This window comes from Micromonospora sp. BL1, assembly GCF_003667485.1.
In the GTDB taxonomy this organism is placed as follows: domain Bacteria; phylum Actinomycetota; class Actinomycetes; order Mycobacteriales; family Micromonosporaceae; genus Micromonospora; species Micromonospora tulbaghiae.
Map to the genome: position 1 here is coordinate 1 of NZ_RCVK01000227.1, position 16,131 is coordinate 16,131.

Below are 16,131 nucleotides of genomic sequence, written 5' to 3' on the forward strand. Positions count from 1 at the left end.
GACCGGTACGGGGCCGGGGAGGGGGAGCGGGCTGCCGTCGCAGCCGAGCATCACGCGGTGCAACTGCGGGCCTGTGGGATCGTCGGCGAGCTGGTCGCGGCCGGGGTGCCCGACCTGCGCGGGGCGAGGCTGGCGGGCTGGATCCGGGAACGGCTGGCCGGGCACGACGTGTCGGCCGCCGCTGGTCTGCTCGCCGGGCTCGACCATCGGTTACGGCAGGTCGGCGACTGCGGCCTGCCCGACACGCTCGTGCACGGTGACCTGCACCCCGGCAACGTGCGCGGTGACGACGGGCGCCGGACGGTGATCGACTGGGCGGACTCGTTCGCCGGCCACCCCGCCTTCGACATCCTGCGCCTCACCGAGGACGTCGACGCGGACGCCGCCGCCCGGCTGATCGACGCGTGGGCGCGGCGGTGGCGGGCCGACGTGCCGGGCAGCGACCCGCACCGGGCCGTCGAACTGCTCCGGCCGGTCGCGCCGCTGCGGCTGGCCGCCGTGTACGCGATGTTCCTCGCCGCGATCGAGCCGAGCGAACACCCGTACCACGTACACGACGTGCCGGCCGCGTTGGCGCGAGCGGCGGCGGTGGCGCGACCCTAGATGCGGCGGACCGGGATCCACAGCTCGGCGTCGGCGGTGCCGCCGCCCTCGGCGACCCGCACCCGCGAGATCTCCGGCCCCGGACGGGCCTCGTACGGGTTGGACGGGAACCAAGACGTGAACACCGCCCGCCACAGGTGTTGCACCGCCACCGGGAACGCGCCGGAGCTGGAGAACACCGCCCAGTCGCCGGCCTCGACCGGCAGGCTGCGCAGGTCGTCCGGCACGTCCGCACCGGTCACCGCCGCGTACCAGTAGTCCAGCTCGGCGCCCTCGTCACGGGAACCGGTCAGCTCGGCGCTGACGTTGACGATCCCGCGCGGCTCCTGGTCGGACAGCGCCTCGATGCGGCGCACGGTGGCCGGGTCGATGCCCCTGACGAACGCCACGATGTGCGGGTTCATCCCCTCGTGCACGAGCGGCACCCGGGCCGTCAACCCGGCGAGCCGGAAGGCGTCCTTGGTCACGATCCGGTAGTCCATGCTGGTGTTCCCTTCGACGACGAGCCGGAAGGACATCCGGGGCTGGGACCGCAGCACCGCACCGGCCTGCCGGGCCTGTGTCGGCCCGACGCCGTGCACGGCGCGGAACGCGCGGGCGAACGCCTCGTTCGAGCCGTACCCCCACCGGACCGCCACGTCGAGCAGCGACTCCCCGCCGGCGAGCACGTCGGCGCCGGCCAGCGTCATCCGGCGACGGCGCACGTACTCCGACAGCGGCATTCCGGCCAGCGCCGAGAACAGCCGGCCGAAGTGGTGTTCCGACACGCCCGCGAGCCGGGCCAGCGCGGCCACGTCGAGCGGCTGGTCGAGCCGCTGTTCGAGGTGGTCCAACGCGGCGTTGAGCCGATCCAGCACCCGATGTTCCTTCCTGGTGACGACCTCGACGCTAGGCTCCTGGCCGCCCACCGACCCGATCACACCGGACCCGATCCGGTCGCCTCGTTCGACACTGGCGGGCGTGTCGCATCATGACGTGGTGATCTTCCGGAAGCGGCACCACAAGAAAAAGAAGAGCCGGGACTGGTGCAACTGCGACGTGCCCACCTGTGACGGGCCGGGCTGCTGCGACCTGGGCCTCTTCTCGATGCTGCTCACCCTCGGCTCGGTGACCGCCGGCGTCGTGCGCCGGCCCGCCGTGGACCGCGCCGGCCGGGCCGCCATCCTCGGTTACCGGCGCTGGCTGTCGCACCGCTGGCCGGCGACCTGCCGCTACACGCCCACGTGCAGCGCGTACGGGCTCGCCGCGGTGGAGCGGTACGGGCTGGCGGTGGGCGGTCGGATGGCCGCCGACCGGGTACGCCGATGCCGTCCCGACGTGCCGCACGGCACCCACGACCCGGTGCGCTGACGCCACCCGCCTCCGCGCGCGCGGACGTGCCGGCGCCACCTCGGGGAAGTGGCGGTGTTCCGGTGTGCCGGATGCCGCCACTCCAGCGACCTGGCGTCGACCGACGTGGCGGTCACCCGACCGACGTGGGGCCGCCGAAGACGACCGGGACGCCGGGGGAGTAGAGCACGCTCACCGGCGGCCCGTCCGGCACCGGCAGGCCACCGGCGGTGACCAGTTCGTCGTCCAGGTGCAGCAGCTCGGCGCGGTGCAGCGGCCACTGTGGATGCCAGTTCGGCACGTGGAGGGTGCGGCCGTACGCGCGGGTGTGCAGGCCCCAGCGGGCGGTGAGGAAGTGTTCCAGCGGCGTCGGCTCGGGGATCGGCGCGCCGACGCGGACCGTCATCCGGTTGGTCGCGCCCGCCGGACCGGGCCAGCGGCGGCGGCACCGGTAGGTGAGCGTGTCACCGGATCGGTCCAGCCGCATCGCCGACCACTTGTACGGCAGGCGCAGGCTCAGTTGCGCCACCAGCACGGGCACCAGCCGGGACGCGTCGAGCGAGCGGAACACCACAGCGCGGCGCCCCGAGCCGTCGACCGAGTAGAGCCGGACGTTCGTCTCCCAGAACGTGCCGAAGTAGGGCACGCCCGGACCACGCCCGAGCCCCAGCCCGACCATCTGGAACCCGATGAGCCCGACGTAGGTGAGCCCGTCGAACGTGTCCGGCCGGGTGCCGGCGGGCAGCAGCGGCGCCACCCGCTCCGGTGGGACCGCCCAGTGCAGAAAGGCGAGGTCGTGCCAGCGCTGGGCCAGCCAGCCCCGGCGGATGGCGCGTACCGGAGCGTGCTCGACCGGCTCGATCTCCACCGGCCCATCCTGCCTCCCGGACGCAACCGACTCACTCCGGGCGGTGGCAGACCGCCTCGACGTTGTTGCCGTCCGGGTCGCGGACGAACGCGCCGTAGTAGCCGGCGTGGTATTCCGGCCACTCCTTCGGCGCGTGCAGCACCTCCGCGCCGGCCGCGACAGCCGCGTCGTGGAACGCCCGGACCGTGGCGCGGTCGGCGGCGGTGAACGCGATGTGCACCGGCACCGGCGTGGCCCCGGACGGCGCGGGCTCCACCCAGAAGTCGGGCGCGTCGACGCCGTAGCCGATCGGGCCGGGCTCCATCAGCCGCCGCCCGCCCAGCGGGGCGAGGACGGCGTCGTAGAAGGCGCCGCTGGCCGCCAGATCGCGCACCGCTACGGAGAAGTGGTCGAGCACGTCGCCTCCCTGCGATCGTCGATGACCGCCCCAGGCTACGAAACCCCTACGACAATCCGCCGTGGTATTCGACGTACCAGCGAGACCGCTCGGCCACGTCGAACGCTGCCACGTCCTCGGGATCGACAGCCGACAGGTAGGCGAGAACCTCGGCCGCCTCCGCCGTGCCGAGCGTCCGCAGGTGAGCGAGCGTCTGCTCCCGCCCCGCCCCGCACAGCAACTGCCACTCCACTGAGCACGCGGCGTCGAAGCTGGAGTGCTTGGCCTGCCAGATCAGCAGTACGTCGGCCAGGTCACCGTGCAGGAACAACTGCTCGCAGCCCAGGTGGATGAGGGCGCTGTCGTTGTCGGCACCGAGGCGGATCTGCTCGCGCAGCATCGACCGCACCGGCTCGACGTCCGCCGGACGCAGTCCGTGCCGCTCGTACCATTCCTCGTCGTTCACGCGGTCATCCTGCCGGACACCGCGACCATCGGACCGGCTCGCCGTCGCCGGGCGGCGTCCGCGACGATCAGCAGGCCGGGCACCGCGCCGAGCAGCCAGATCACGCCCACCGGCCAGTGGATCACCTCGCCCACCGCACCCCGGATCTCCGGCACGTCACCCACTACGTAGGACGCCTCCGGATCCTCCGCGCGGCAGTCGAGCGTCCATGAACCCGGCGTCGGCACCCGCACGGTCGCCACCCAGGAGTAGGCGGCGGCGTCGCTGCCGTAGTCGCCCGGCGGGACGGAGACCGGCTCGGCCGCCCGGACCGTCGAGCCGTCGCCGGTGACGCGGCAGTCCGGATCGGCCGGGGAGAAACCCAGCGCGAAGATCCCGTACGCCCCGGCGGCCGGCGCCGTGAACCGGCTCGCCGACGTCACGTAAGGGCCCACGCCGCCGTACTCGTGCGGGGGGTGTCCGATCGTGCTGTCCTCGGCGCCGAGCCGTACCGCGGACTGCGCCAGCAGTGCGCCGAACACGACGGCGAGCCCGCCGACCAGGTAGCCGCGCCGCGACGCCGGGCGGTCCCGGCGGGGCAGGCGCCCGCCCACGGCGTACCCGATCAGCGCTCCGCCCACCGCGAGCGCCGCGCCGCCGAGCAGTGCCCGCCCCCAGCGGGCCTCGCCGGTCAGCGGCACGACCCACCGGAAGAAAGCCAGCGACGCCGGGAGAAGCACGGTCGTGACCAGCGTGGACACGCCCACGGCCGCCGCGGGGCGCCGGGGTTGCCGGGCCGCCAGCACGGCGGCGAGCACCGGCGACGCGAGCACGGGCCACCACAGCGCGGTGGAGACCGGCTGCTCCTCCTCCCACCTGTGGGTCCACTCGTAGACGACGAGCGGGGCCGGCACCGTCGCCGCCAACCAGGCCGCGAGCACTCCGGGACCGGGCAGCCGCACACTCATCAGTCGATCCTCGGCCACCCGGATCATCGAGGGAAGTCCGCGAGCCGTCCGAAAGGGATTGCTCACACAGCGTAGGATCGCGTGCGACACAGCCGAACACACGGGGGAAACGATGTTCGAGCGCCTGGGCAGATTCGTCGTGGGCAAGGCCTGGTGGGTGATCGGCGGCTGGGTAGTCGCCGCAATCGCGATCATCGCCGCCAGTCCTTCGCTGAGCGACATCACCTCCGCGGACCAGGAGAGCTTCCTGCCGCGTTCCTACGAGTCGGTGCAGGCCACCGAGCTGGCCGCGAAGTCGTTCCCGCAGGCCGCCACCGCCACCGCCACCGTCGTGGTCAAGCGCAGCGACGGCAAGCCGCTGACTCCGGCCGACGAGGCGCGCGTGGGGCAGCTCGCCACCGCGCTCAAGGCCCGGAACATCCCGCAGACCTCCGGCTACCTGACCGGCCCGCAGGCCGTCGCGCCGGACAAGTCGGTGCAGGTGGTCACCGTCGGTCTCGACGCCGACAGCCCCGACGACCCGGGCCTGCTCGACGCGGTACGCGACCTGCGCGCCGCCCTCGGGCCGGACCTGGCCGGCAGCGGCCTGACCGCAGGGGTGGCCGGCGACGTGGCGAGCTTCGTCGACAACGAGGACACGTTCAACGAGGCGTTCGCGGTCGTCGGCGTCGCCACCATCGTCCTCATCATCGGGCTGATCCTGATCATCTTCCGCAGCCCGATCGCCGCGCTGCTGCCGGTGGTGGTCATCAGCGTGGTCATGTCCGTCACCACCGGGCTGGTCGCCGCCGCCGGCAAGGCGTTCGACCTCAACGTCAGCCAGGACCTCCAGACCATCCTGCTGATCGTGCTGTTCGGCATCGGCACCGACTACATCCTGTTCCTGCTGTTCCGCTACCGGGAGCGGCTGCGCGCCGGCGACGACAAGCGCACCGCGATGATCGTCTCGGTGCAGCGGGTCGGCGAGGTCATCACGTCCGCCGCCGGTGCGGTGATCGTGGCGTTCCTGGTGCTGCTGCTCGCCTCGCTCGGCTTCTTCGGCTCACTCGGTCCGGCGCTCGCCATCGCCGTCGGCGTCATGCTCGTCACCTCGCTGACGCTGATCCCGGCGATCGTGTCGCTGCTCGGCCGGTGGGTGTTCTGGCCGTCGAAGGCGTGGCAGCGTCAGCCCAAGGCCACCCTGTCCCGGCGGCTCGGCGCCGTCGTGGGTCGCCGTCCGGCCGTCGTGGCCGCCGCCTCGGGCGCGCTGCTCGTGGCGCTCGCCGCCGGGGTGCTCGGCTACAAGGCCGACTACGACTTCAGCGCCGGCTTCCCCCAGGACACCGAGTCGGCGCGGGCCGCCCAGGATCTCCAGCGCGGGTTCGCCGCCGGGGCGCTCGCGCCCACCGAGGTCTACCTGACCACCGGCAACGGCACCCCGCTCACCGAGCAGCAGGTGAACGACTTCGCCGCCGCGGCGGCACGCGCTCCGGGCGTCGGGCAGGCGCAGCCGCCGGAGCGCAGCACCACCGACCCGAGCGTCGTCCGGATCAACCTGCTGCTGGACGAGAACCCGATGTCCAACGAGGCGATCACGCTCGTGCGCGATGACCTGCGGGACGCGGTGCACGAGGCGGCTCCGCCCGGCACCAAGGCGCTCGTGGGTGGCGCCACGGCGATCTTCGCGGACATCAACTCGGCGAACAACAGGGACCTGTCGGTGATCCTCCCGGTCGCCGCCCTCCTGATCGCGATCATCCTGGCGCTGCTGTTGCGCAGCCTCGTCGCGCCGGTCTACCTGGTGATCGCGGTGCTGCTCAACTTCGCCGCCACGCTCGGCGCCACCGTCTACGTGTTCCAGGGGCTTCAGGGCAACCCCGGCGTGACGTTCCAGTTGCCGATCATCCTCTACCTGTTCGTGGTGGCGATCGGCACCGACTACAACATCCTGATGATCGCCCGGCTCCGCGAGGAGGCGCGCGAAGGCCACGAACCACACCAGGCCGCCGCGATCGGGGTGGAACACGCCGGCCCGACAGTCGCCGCGGCCGGGCTGATCCTGGCCGGCACGTTCGGGGTGCTGATGCTCGCGCCGATCTCGTTCCTCCAGCAGATGGGCTTCGCGGTGGCGATCGGGATCGTGCTGTCCGCGTTCGTCATGTCGATGTTCTTCGTACCGGCACTGACCGGGCTGATCGGCCACAAGGCATGGTGGCCGGGGCACGGCGACGAACGGCGCAACGGCGGCGGCCGGCACGCGGCACCCGAGCCGGCGGACGCGGCGTCGGCCTGACTGTGACCCGCCCCGGCGCGGCTCAGCCCTCGCCGGGGCGGACCAGCCCGCTCTCGTACGCGATCACGACGAGCTGCGCCCGGTCGCGGGCGTTCAGCTTCTGGAGCAGCCGGCTCACGTAGGTGCGGGCGGTGTCCGGGCTCAGGAACAACGCCTGCCCGATCTCCGTGTTGGACCGCCCGGCGCCCACCTGGGCGAGCACGTCCCGTTCCCGGGCGGTCAGTCCGGCCAGCCGCGCCGGGTCGGCCACCGGTGAGCGGGCCGCCGCGGCCAGCACCCGGCGGGTCACGGCGGGGGAGAGCAGCGCGTCGCCACCGGCCACCGTCCGGACCGCGTCCCGCAGCGCGTCGGGCGGGGTGTCCTTGAGCAGGAAACCGGCCGCCCCGGCGCGGATCGCCTCGAACAGGTACTCGTCGTCGTCGAACGTGGTCAGCATGACCACCTGCACGCCGTCCAGCGTCGGGTCGGTCAGGATCCGCCGGGTCGCCTCCAGCCCGTCCCCGCCGGGCATCCGGACGTCCATCAGCACGATGTCGGGCCGCTGCTCCCGTACCACGGAGAGGCCGCTGCCGCCGTCGCCGGCCTCGCCCACCACCTCGATGTCCGGCGCCCGGTCCAGCAGCGCGCGCAGGCCGGTGCGGACCAGGTGCTGGTCGTCGACGAGGACGACGCGGATCGGGCTCACGCGGCCACCCCCGCGAGCGGCAGGTGGACCGACACCCGGAAGCCGCCGCCGCCGCTCGTGCCGGTGCCGCCGGTTGCTCGGGTGCCGCCCGTTGCTCTAGTGTCGCCGGTTGCTCTGGTGTCGCCGGTTGCGGCGGTGCCGGTCCGGACGGTGCCGGTTTCGACGGTGCCGCCCAGCAGGGCCACCCGCTCGGCCATGCCGCGCAGGCCCTGGCCCCTCCCGCTCGTCGGCCCGCCGGGTGGGCCGCCGCGGCCGTCGTCCACCACCTCCAGCGCGAGCCGGCCGGGCGTGGCGCGGACCGTCACGGTGACCCGGGTGGCCCCGGCGTGGCGCAGGACGTTCGTCAACGCCTCCTGCACGACCCGGTAGACGGTGCTGCCCACCACCGCGGGCAGCGTGTCCACCGGACCCTCGACCCGCAGGTCGACAGCCAGCCCGCTCCGGCGTACGCCGTCCACGAGCGCCGGGAGCTGGTCGAAGCCGGGAACCGGTTCGCGCGGCCCGGGCTCGCGGCGCAGCGTGCCGAGCGTCGCCCGCAACTCCGCCATCGCGCTGCCGCTCACCGACCGGATCGCGGCCAGCGCGTTCTCCGCCTGCACCGGATCGCTGTCCGCGAGCGCCTCCCGGGCGACTGCCGACTGCAACGTGATCACCGACATGGTGTGCCCGAGCGTGTCGTGCACCTCCCGGGCGATGCGCAGCCGTTCCGCCTCGACCTGACGGGCCGCCTCCCGGTGCCGCTCCTCGTCGGCCGCGATCGCCTGCCGGACCAGCGCCGCCCGCAGCGACCTGCGGTTGCGTACCGCGTCACCGAGGGCGATGACGGCGAGCAGCAACGCCGCCTCGGAGCCGAGTTCCGTACCGACGACCACCGCGATGTCGTCGCCCTCGGCCAGCCGGGCGACCACCGACACGGCCAGCAGGCTCCCGGCGACCACGGCGGCCGGGACGACATGCCCGCGTTCGGACACCCGGTAGAGGACTGCGGCGGCCGGGGCGGCCACCCCGACGGGCGGCAGGTCCAGCGCGTAGTACCCGAGGATGACGACAGCCGTCGCCAGCAGCGCCGGCAGCGGCCACCGCCTGGCGCCCAGCACCAGACCGCCGAGCACCGCGCCGGCCACGACGGCGAGAGCCGAGCCGCCGGGCGCGGGCCGGTCGGCCGCCACGGCCACCGCGACCAGGCCGAGCGTGGCCGCCGCGAGCAGCGCGTCGGCGCGGGTGGGCGAGGTGTCGGGCACGCCTTCGAGCCTAGGTCCGCGCGGACCCTCACCGCTGTCGTCCGCAGGCGTCAGGGTCGACCCCGAGGCGTACGCCGAGAAGCGACATCCGGTCGCGCGACCACGCGGACGACGGCCGAGGGCAGCCGACCTAGCGTCGATGGCGTCCCCGAAACGTGAGGAGAACCCTCGTGGTACGCACAAGACTGACCTGGCTCGCCCTTATTGTCATGGTATGGGCGGCAATGATGTCGTTCGGCGGGGTCGCCGCCGAGACCGTCATGCTCTACCCGAACATCTTCAGCGACGCGCCCGCCTCGCTCGACCGGGCCCGTGAGTTCCTCGTCCACGGCGGCCCGCACGACTACTTCCCGCCGCTCGGCGCGTCGGTGATCCTGAGCAGCGTCGCCGCCACGCTGCTCACCTGGCGCGACCGGCGGCTGCGCTGGTGGGTCGCCGGCGCCACGGCCGTGTTCGTCGTCTGCGAGTTCCTGTTCTCCGCTGTCTTCTTCTGGCCGCGCAACGAGATCATGTTCGTCGACCCGCCCGGTACGCACTCCGCCGAGTACCTGCGTCAGGTCGCCGCCGAGTTCGTCGCGGGTCACTGGGTGCGCTTCGCCGGAGGCGCGGTGACGGCCGTCCTGGCGTTCGTCGCGCTGCTGAAGTTCGTGCGCTCGACCGCGCCGGGCTCGATGTCGGCTCCCGCACCGACGTCGGCTTCGGCCCCGTCGGAGGTGACGCGATGAGCGCGGGTCGCCGTACCCTCGGTTTCCCCTGGCCGGCGTTGGTCGCGCTGGCCGCGCTGGCCGCCCCGCGCGTGGTCCTGCACGACCTGGATGTGGTGCCGGAGGGCACCGTCGTGGCCGCGCTGCTCGCGGTCGGGCCGCCGCTGTGCTGGGTGGCCGCCGTGCTGTGGCGGCGACCGCCACGCCCGTTCCTGACGATGGTGGTGATCGGGGCGTTGTACGGGGTGTTCCTGGCGGTCGGTCACCAGGTGTTCTGGGACTCGTCGCTGGGCATGGACGCGCCGGGGCTGGCCGGGCTGGAGCCCGGCGCGCGGGAGGCGTTGTTGCGGGGTGCGGCGGTGATGTCGAGCCTGGTCACGGGGACGATGGTCGGAGTGATCGCGGGTGCGGTCGCGGTGCTGTTGTCCCGGGTGCTGCCCACACCATCCCGACGTCGTGAGCGAGCCGACGCTTCCCGCCCGCTCGCCTGACTCGGCGAGCGGGCGGGACCCCAGGTCAGGCAGCGATCGCCCGGGCGGCGGCGTACATGTCGGCGGGCAGCGGATGCCGCAGCTCCCAGAGGATCCGCATGGGCCGGTCGCCGCTGTGTTCCCGGTACGTCATCGGACCCGCGTACAGGTACGGCGGTGCACCGAGGTCACGGTCGGCGATCTTGGTCTCGCGGACGAACAGGTGCACCGTCGAGCCCTGCGCGACGTGGTTGACGTACCGCTGCCCGGTGGCCGAGCCCGATGACGTGGTGCTCTGCGACTCCCACTGGAACAACCGATCGGTGATAGCGCGGTCGGCGTACATGGTGGTGGGCGAGTAATGCTCCTCGGACTTGACGAGCGTGACGAAGAACAGATCCGCGCGCTCGTCGGGCAGCCACTTCACGCCCTCGCGCAGCGAGCCGGGGTTGGTCATGCCGAATGCGGCGCACGCCTCGTTGCGGCTGTAGCGGGCGTGCACCCGCAGCGGCACCCGGCCCGGGGCAGGTGGCTCGGTGACCCGATGGATGCGGTCACGCAGCACGTCGACTACCTGCCGCAGCTCGGCGCAGCGCGCCGGTTCCGCCCACAATCGCTTGAGCCGGGCGTCGCGTTCGGCCAGCGGCACCGACGACCCCCACAGGCTGAAGTGCAGCATGTCGAGCAGCCGCCCGACGGTGGAGGGCTGTCCGGCGGCGACCCGAGCGATCAGATCCAACCTGTCGACATCGTCGATGTGGAGCATCCGGCCGATGGCCCGGCTCAGGTCACGGTCGTCCGGGCCACCTTCGGCCGGGTCGAGCGCGGCCAGCCGCCGCAGCCCCGCCCAGCCGCCGATGCTCGCCGATCGGTAGACGTCCTCGATTTCCAGGCCGGTCTCGCGCAGGAAGTCGGACAGACTGACGTCACCGAGCTGCCGCAGCTCGGCCACCAGCGCGTTCTTCGACGTCGGCAGCGCCGACTTGAGGTTGGCGAGGACGATTTCCTTCGCCACCCGGTCCAGCTCGATGTGGCAGCCGCTGGGTAGCGAGGGGAAGTCCTCCCGGACGGCCGCTTCGACCGCCCGCCGGCTGACCCCGGCGAGCGCCCGCCAGCGCATGTCGAACCGGAAGTTCGCGTGCTGACCGCCGATGAAGTCGAGGACCGTCAAGCATGGCTTGTCGTCGTCCAGCCGCAGACCGCGGCCGAGCTGTTGCAGAAAAATCGTCGCGCTCTCAGTGGGGCGCAGCATGAGGATGGTGTCGACCATCGGCAGGTCGACGCCCTCGTTGAACAGGTCGACGGTGAAGAGCACCTTCAGCTCGCGCTTGCGGAAGCGGTCGATCAGCACGTGCTGCTCTGGCCGGTTGACCTGCGATGTCACCGCCGCCGAAGGCACCCCGTGCCGGGTGAACCAGTCGGCCATGAACTCCGCGTGTCCGATGCTGACGCAGAAGCCGAGGGCGCGCATCCGCCCGACGTCAGCGATGCGCCGGACCGCGTGCAGGATGAGCCGCGCCCGAGCGTGGTTGCCCGTGTAGACGCCGTCCAGCTCGCCCTTGTCGTACCCCTGTCCGCGCTTCCACCGCACCCGCGTCAGGTCCACGTCGTCGTGCAGGCCGAAATACTGAAACGGCGCCAGCAACTGCCGTTCGAGGGCCTCCCACAGGTGCAACTCCACCGACGCGCGGCCGTCGAACCACCGGCGCACGTCACGGCCGTCGCTCCGCTCGGGCGTCGCGGTCAGACCCAGGAGTACGCGCGGCCGAAGCCGTTCCAGCAGCGCCGTGTAGGTGGCCGCCTCGGCGTGGTGGAATTCGTCGACGATCACCATGTCGTACGCCTCGGGGTCGATCTCCCGCTGGCGCAGCGACTGGATCGACGCGAAGACGTGCTTCCACCCCTGCGGCCGATCGCCGCCCACCAGCGTCTCGCCAAACGTGCCGTCGCCCATGACCTGGCGGAACACTGACCGGCTCTGCCGCAGGATCTGCTCCTGATGTGCGACGAAGAGCAGCGAGTCGACGCGGCCGGCTCGCCGGAGCCGGCGGTAGTCGAGCGCCGCCACCACCGTCTTGCCGGTGCCGGTCGCCATCACCACCAGGTTGCGCCAGCGGCCGTGCACCAGGCGTTCGGCGTCGAGGTCGTCAAGAACCTCCTGCTGGTACGGGAACGGCCGCACGTCCAGGTTCGCGATCTCAGTCGGTGCGTCGTCGGCGCGTTCCCCGCGCAACGCGACACGTAGGCGCTCGCCATCGGCTGCCGGGTCGTAGGTCTCGAACGCCGAGTCGTTCCAGTAGTCGGCGAACGTCGCCTCGAACGTGTCGATGACGTGTGGCTGCTCCAGGTTCGAGATGCGCACGTTCCACTCCACGCCGTCGACGAGCGCGGCCTTGGAGAGGTTCGACGAACCGACGTACGCGGTGGTGGTGCCGTTGTTCCGCCGGAACAGCCATGCCTTGGCGTGCAGGCGGGTGGTCCGCGTCTCGTAGGACACCTTGATCTCGGCACCCAGCTCGGCGAGCCGATCGAGCGCCCGCTGATCGGTGGCGCCCATGTACGTCGTCGTGATGACCCGTACCCGACCCCCTCTGCTGACCAGCTCGGTGATCGCGGGTTCGATGATGCGCAGCCCGTGCCACTTGATGAAGGCGCAGAGCAGGTCCACCTCGTCCGCCGACGCCATCTCGTGGCTGACCTCGTGGCCGATGCGCGGCTGGTGCCGGCCGTTGACCAGGAGCGCGCCGGTGGAAAGCGGCGTCGAGGGGCGAATCGGGAAGACCGGGGCGGCCGGTGGGGTGGGCGGTGAGGCGATGGCGTGCAACAGACGTTGGGCGTCCGCTACCTGGTCATCGGCGGTGACGGCGCGGGGCTCGGCCTGAGCTATGTGTGCGGCGATGCGGTTCGCCAGGTCGACCTGCCGGGCCAGCTTGTTCTCCCCGCCACCGACGCCGAGGAGCGCCCGCCGCGCGAGGCCCGCGATGTGCCGGGCCAGGACGTCATGCGCGTCGGCGGCATCCAGCTTGGCATCCCGGACGAGGGCGCTATCGACATGCCTGAGCTGCGTCGCCAGCTTCTCCGTGATCAGGTGTTCGTAGATGCCCTTCTCAAGATCCCCCACGATGGCAAGCTAGCCGCGATGAACGCCGGGCGGAAGCCGGTGCGATAGGTGTTAGGAGCCTTGTCCGGTGGCCTGTCAGATCATTGACACCGAGAGGTGAAGGTCGACGCGTTGCCCGTCACCGGCTCAACGCAATGGCTTTGACGCGGACCTCGAACAGCGGTGCTCCCTCCCGCGTGGGCCGGAGCCATCCGGCCGGTTGCCAACCCCAGGAGTCATACGCCTGCTGGGCGGCAACGTTGTCGGGCCGTACGAGCAGCGTGGCCCTTTCCTCCCGCCGCGTGCTCAGGAGCGCATCGTGGAGCGCCCGCGCGACACCCCGGCGTTGCCACGATCGCCGCACCAGCAGTTCACAGACCGCGTATGTCCGTTGCCCGTCTTCGTCCGTGAAGCCGTCCGGTACCGGCTCGTGGATGCCGTCCCACCAATGCGAATCGGGCCCGAGCGGGAAGCCGTACACGTAGCCGACCAACTCGTCATCGACGTAGGCCGTCACCAACTCCCAGCCTTCCCGGGGCATGTGCGCGGCGAGCTGCTGTTCGTACCGCTCGGCCGTGTAGCGCGGGCCATCGTCGGCGTGCGCGTCGAGGTACACGTCCACAAGCTGCTCCACCAGACCGTCGGCCTCCGCTGCGGTCTGGTGCCGTAGTCGCAGATTCTGCAGCACGAGCACAGGATCCCACCGGGGCGGCAGTCGCTCGCCGAGAGGCTCTCAGGCGAGATCGGCGAATGGCTTCCAACGTAGACCGTGGTCGCCTTGGGAAACTGACTGCAATCGCTTGGCAAATTCGGTCGCGACGCTCGCCGAACTCGCGAGAAGCGGCGTGGCGGCAGCGATCATCTTCAACTCGCGGGCTTCCCGCAGAAGCGGCCAGTTGCGGTCGGACATCACGTCGTACCCGTACGCCTCTGCGAGCGCCCGATGCGCTCCCGTCTTTCCGAAGCGGGCCTCGCCCACAGCGACCGCTGCCAGGTCCACCTGCCAAGGGCCAAGACAAGTGGCGTCGAAGTCGCAGAGCAGAATGCTTCCGGACGCATCCCGGAGCAGGTTGCCGACGTGTGCGTCCCCGTGGATGAGCGACTGCTCCACGCGTCGGTTGAGATCGGCGACCTGCGGCTCCAAGCGGTCGCACCACGTCATCAGATTGTCGTGGTCCTCTGCGCTCAAGCCGTCGGCATCCGCCAGGCGCCGGCGCGCATCCCCGATCGGATCCCAGGCGGCCAGCGGGAAGGGCGGGGGTCCGAGCGCATGAAACCGCCGCAGCGCCGAGCCGAGGTCATCCACCGTCGGAGTAGGCCCAGTGGGTGGCACGTAGGCCCATACCGAGGCGGCCAAGTCACCGACCGCAACCGGCTGCGCCACGCCAGGCGCCAGCCGGATCGTGGGCGCGTCCAGCTCGGCGAACCATCGCGCGAGCTGAACGACCTTCGTCACCCGGTCCCGGAGCCGGTGCGTCCGCGCGATGCGGATGACGAGCCCGGAATCCGGCAACGCGAACACGGCGTTGTTGGTCAGCCGCAGGAGGCGGGCATCCTCGGTCGGCACCTCAAGTCCGCTGGCGATCTCCCGCATGGCGCGGGTCATCGCTTCTTCCGAGAACCGTCCGCTCATACCGTGGCCGCAGCTCGTGCGGTGAGTGTCCGATCGAATTCGGCAACGACGGGAAGGTGGCGGTGCCGTCCGAGATCGCGCCGCAGGTTGAGTACTCGATCAACCACTCGACTGGAACTCAGCGCACGCGACTGCTCGACCACGCGCGTGCCGACAGCGACCGCCCGCTCGGGCTCATCGGTGAGGAAGAGCGCGCTGCACAAGCCGACCTCGTTCAGGACCATGCTGCGGACGTTCGCCGGGCCGAAGGCGACGATCGCCTCTTCGACGCTCCGCACCGCCTGTGCCGCGTGCGTGCCGGCCTGCCGGGCCATGTCGCGGTACACGCGGCCGTACTGGGCTAGCAATTCGCCACGGTCGTAGAAGGCCATCCAGGTCGGCTCGCGTTCGGGATCTATCCGCTCGAACTGGTCACTCGCGCGACCGAGGAGGTTCAGCGCGCTTCGGTGGTCGCCGAGTGCGGCTGTCGAGGCGGCCTCCGCGCCCCAGAGCAGCGCACTCACCGCCGGGGTCGCCCGCGATCCCAGCTCTGAGTGGGCCAGCCTCAGCGCGGCCAGAGCATCGTGGTTGTGCCGAAGGTGTTGTAGCTGCTTGGCCTGCGAGTAGCGGATCAGGGCCGCCAGCGGGGCATCGTCAGCGGACATCGCGGCCCGCTCGCCGGCGGCGAAATGCCGCTGAGCGTCCGCGTGCCGGCCGGCGTCCAGCGCGGTCCAGCCGGCCAACTGACGCGCCGCCGCGACCGCCGCGACGAGGCGGGGTGTCAGCCCGGGCGCGTGTGACCAGTCGAGCATCCCGTACACCGACTCCGCGAACCGCGCGACCTCCCGATAGAGCAGGCCGCCACCGCATTCGTAGTCGACCGACCGGTAGAGCTCCAGGACCGCGTTCAGCCGAGAGACGTCCGCACTGCCGATACGGCGGGGCCGGGGCTGCTCGGCGACCCCGACCAGGCCGGCTCCCGCGGACACCGCGGCGATGCCGGCCAGGAGGGTTCGCCGGCCCAGGTCTGGTGTTGCGCCGATCCCGTCGGCCGGAGCGCTGGCCGGAGAGTCTGGACCGACTGAGAACCAGAGAGACCCCGGCGGGATGCGGAGCACTGTCGCCCAATGCGTCAGCCGGTCGAGATGCACCAGGGCTGGCCCGTTCTCGATCCGGCTCAACTGTGCCTGCGTGATCCCCAGCCATCCCGCGACGACGCTCTGCGGCAGCGGGCTCCGCCCGTGGTACGGGTGGTGGCGGTACGCCCGGATCACCTGCCCGAGATGTCGCCGGGCTAACGCCGTCCGTACCGGTTCATGGTCCCAGAACGAGTCGGGCACCCCGGGCGGCGTGCTGAGGCGGTCGCGTTCGGCGGCCTGGCAGGGCGCGCAGCGCCCCGTGCTGTTGTCGCGCGCCAGGCGGCCGCCGCAGCGGGGGCAGTTCGCAGGTGTCACCGGC

The 16,131-nt window shown here is 71.9% G+C and carries 16 protein-coding genes; 5 read left to right on the forward strand and 11 right to left on the reverse strand.

What is annotated here, in order from left to right; translation table 11 throughout:
• Positions 1–603: phosphotransferase family protein (locus tag EAD96_RS13650; protein ID WP_147457871.1), on the forward strand; the 603-nt coding region annotated here is incomplete at its 5' end.
• Here EAD96_RS13650 and EAD96_RS13655 read toward each other — a convergent pair.
• Complete coding sequence (locus EAD96_RS13655) at positions 600–1,460, reverse strand: AraC family transcriptional regulator (protein ID WP_121684521.1); 861 nt, start codon at positions 1,458–1,460, stop codon at positions 600–602. The genes EAD96_RS13650 and EAD96_RS13655 overlap by 4 nt on opposite strands.
• Positions 1,461–1,563: 103 nt before the next feature.
• Here EAD96_RS13655 and yidD point away from each other — a divergent pair, with 103 nt between their 5' ends.
• On the forward strand, positions 1,564–1,953 hold the full coding sequence (yidD, locus tag EAD96_RS13660; protein WP_233585732.1) for a membrane protein insertion efficiency factor YidD: 390 nt from the start codon (positions 1,564–1,566) through the stop codon (positions 1,951–1,953).
• Between the two features lie 112 nt (positions 1,954–2,065).
• Here yidD and EAD96_RS13665 read toward each other — a convergent pair whose 3' ends face one another.
• From EAD96_RS13665 to EAD96_RS13680, 4 genes are read right to left on the reverse strand one after another with little or no spacing between them, the layout of a single operon-like run.
• Positions 2,066–2,800: a YqjF family protein gene (locus EAD96_RS13665; RefSeq protein WP_121684522.1), complete on the reverse strand. Its 735-nt coding sequence runs from the start codon at positions 2,798–2,800 to the stop codon at positions 2,066–2,068.
• Between the two features lie 31 nt (positions 2,801–2,831).
• Entirely contained in the window at positions 2,832–3,197 is a 366-nt protein-coding gene (locus tag EAD96_RS13670; protein ID WP_091045928.1) for a VOC family protein, read from the reverse strand.
• 46 nt (positions 3,198–3,243) lie between these two features.
• On the reverse strand, positions 3,244–3,642 hold the full coding sequence (locus tag EAD96_RS13675) for a hypothetical protein (protein WP_120571469.1): 399 nt from the start codon (positions 3,640–3,642) through the stop codon (positions 3,244–3,246).
• Positions 3,639–4,589: a hypothetical protein gene (locus EAD96_RS13680; protein ID WP_121684556.1), complete on the reverse strand. Its 951-nt coding sequence runs from the start codon at positions 4,587–4,589 to the stop codon at positions 3,639–3,641. The genes EAD96_RS13675 and EAD96_RS13680 overlap by 4 nt, the downstream gene beginning before the upstream one ends.
• Before the next feature lie 112 nt (positions 4,590–4,701).
• On the opposite strand from EAD96_RS13680, the gene EAD96_RS13685 reads away from it, so the two are divergent.
• Positions 4,702–6,861: an MMPL family transporter gene (locus EAD96_RS13685; protein ID WP_121684523.1), complete on the forward strand. Its 2,160-nt coding sequence runs from the start codon at positions 4,702–4,704 to the stop codon at positions 6,859–6,861.
• 22 nt (positions 6,862–6,883) lie between these two features.
• Here EAD96_RS13685 and EAD96_RS13690 read toward each other — a convergent pair whose 3' ends face one another.
• Entirely contained in the window at positions 6,884–7,546 is a 663-nt protein-coding gene (locus EAD96_RS13690) for a response regulator transcription factor (protein ID WP_120571467.1), read from the reverse strand.
• Positions 7,543–8,787 carry a sensor histidine kinase gene (locus tag EAD96_RS13695; RefSeq protein ID WP_121684524.1) on the reverse strand — a complete coding sequence of 415 codons (1,245 nt, stop codon included), beginning with the start codon at positions 8,785–8,787 and terminating at the stop codon, positions 7,543–7,545. The genes EAD96_RS13690 and EAD96_RS13695 overlap by 4 nt, the downstream gene beginning before the upstream one ends.
• A gap of 209 nt (positions 8,788–8,996) precedes the next feature.
• Between EAD96_RS13695 and EAD96_RS13700 the strand changes: the two genes are divergently transcribed.
• Together EAD96_RS13700 and EAD96_RS13705 are read left to right on the forward strand one after the other, a co-directional pair.
• The gene (locus EAD96_RS13700) at positions 8,997–9,512 is read left to right on the forward strand and encodes a DUF1772 domain-containing protein (protein WP_233585733.1); all 516 of its coding nucleotides are present in this window, start codon (positions 8,997–8,999) and stop codon (positions 9,510–9,512) included.
• A complete protein-coding gene (locus EAD96_RS13705; protein WP_121684526.1) occupies positions 9,509–9,982 on the forward strand; it encodes a hypothetical protein in 474 nt (157 codons plus the stop codon). The genes EAD96_RS13700 and EAD96_RS13705 overlap by 4 nt, the downstream gene beginning before the upstream one ends.
• Before the next feature lie 25 nt (positions 9,983–10,007).
• Here the strand turns inward: EAD96_RS13705 and EAD96_RS13710 are convergent, their stop codons facing one another.
• From EAD96_RS13710 to EAD96_RS13725, 4 genes are all read right to left on the reverse strand, one after another.
• Complete coding sequence (locus EAD96_RS13710) at positions 10,008–13,082, reverse strand: DUF3427 domain-containing protein (RefSeq protein WP_121684527.1); 3,075 nt, start codon at positions 13,080–13,082, stop codon at positions 10,008–10,010.
• 118 nt (positions 13,083–13,200) lie between these two features.
• A complete protein-coding gene (locus EAD96_RS13715) occupies positions 13,201–13,749 on the reverse strand; it encodes a GNAT family N-acetyltransferase (RefSeq protein ID WP_121684557.1) in 549 nt (182 codons plus the stop codon).
• A 45-nt stretch (positions 13,750–13,794) separates the two neighbouring features.
• Positions 13,795–14,694, reverse strand: coding sequence for a phosphotransferase family protein (locus EAD96_RS13720; RefSeq protein WP_121684528.1), 900 nt, complete (start codon positions 14,692–14,694; stop codon positions 13,795–13,797).
• A complete protein-coding gene (locus EAD96_RS13725) occupies positions 14,691–16,127 on the reverse strand; it encodes a helix-turn-helix domain-containing protein (RefSeq protein ID WP_121684529.1) in 1,437 nt (478 codons plus the stop codon). Before EAD96_RS13725 ends, EAD96_RS13720 begins: the two co-directional genes overlap by 4 nt.
• Positions 16,128–16,131 lie beyond the last annotated feature (4 nt).

Excerpts from the sequence above, each read along its gene's own strand:
- EAD96_RS13680 (WP_121684556.1), bottom strand. The coding sequence starts at position 4,589 with ATGAGTGTGCGGCTGCCCGGTCCCGGAGTGCTCGCGGCCTGGTTGGCG.
- EAD96_RS13685 (WP_121684523.1), top strand. The coding sequence starts at position 4,702 with ATGTTCGAGCGCCTGGGCAGATTCGTCGTGGGCAAGGCCTGGTGGGTG.
- EAD96_RS13700 (WP_233585733.1), top strand. The coding sequence starts at position 8,997 with ATGGTATGGGCGGCAATGATGTCGTTCGGCGGGGTCGCCGCCGAGACC.
- EAD96_RS13705 (WP_121684526.1), top strand. The coding sequence starts at position 9,509 with ATGAGCGCGGGTCGCCGTACCCTCGGTTTCCCCTGGCCGGCGTTGGTC.
- EAD96_RS13720 (WP_121684528.1), bottom strand. The coding sequence starts at position 14,694 with ATGAGCGGACGGTTCTCGGAAGAAGCGATGACCCGCGCCATGCGGGAG.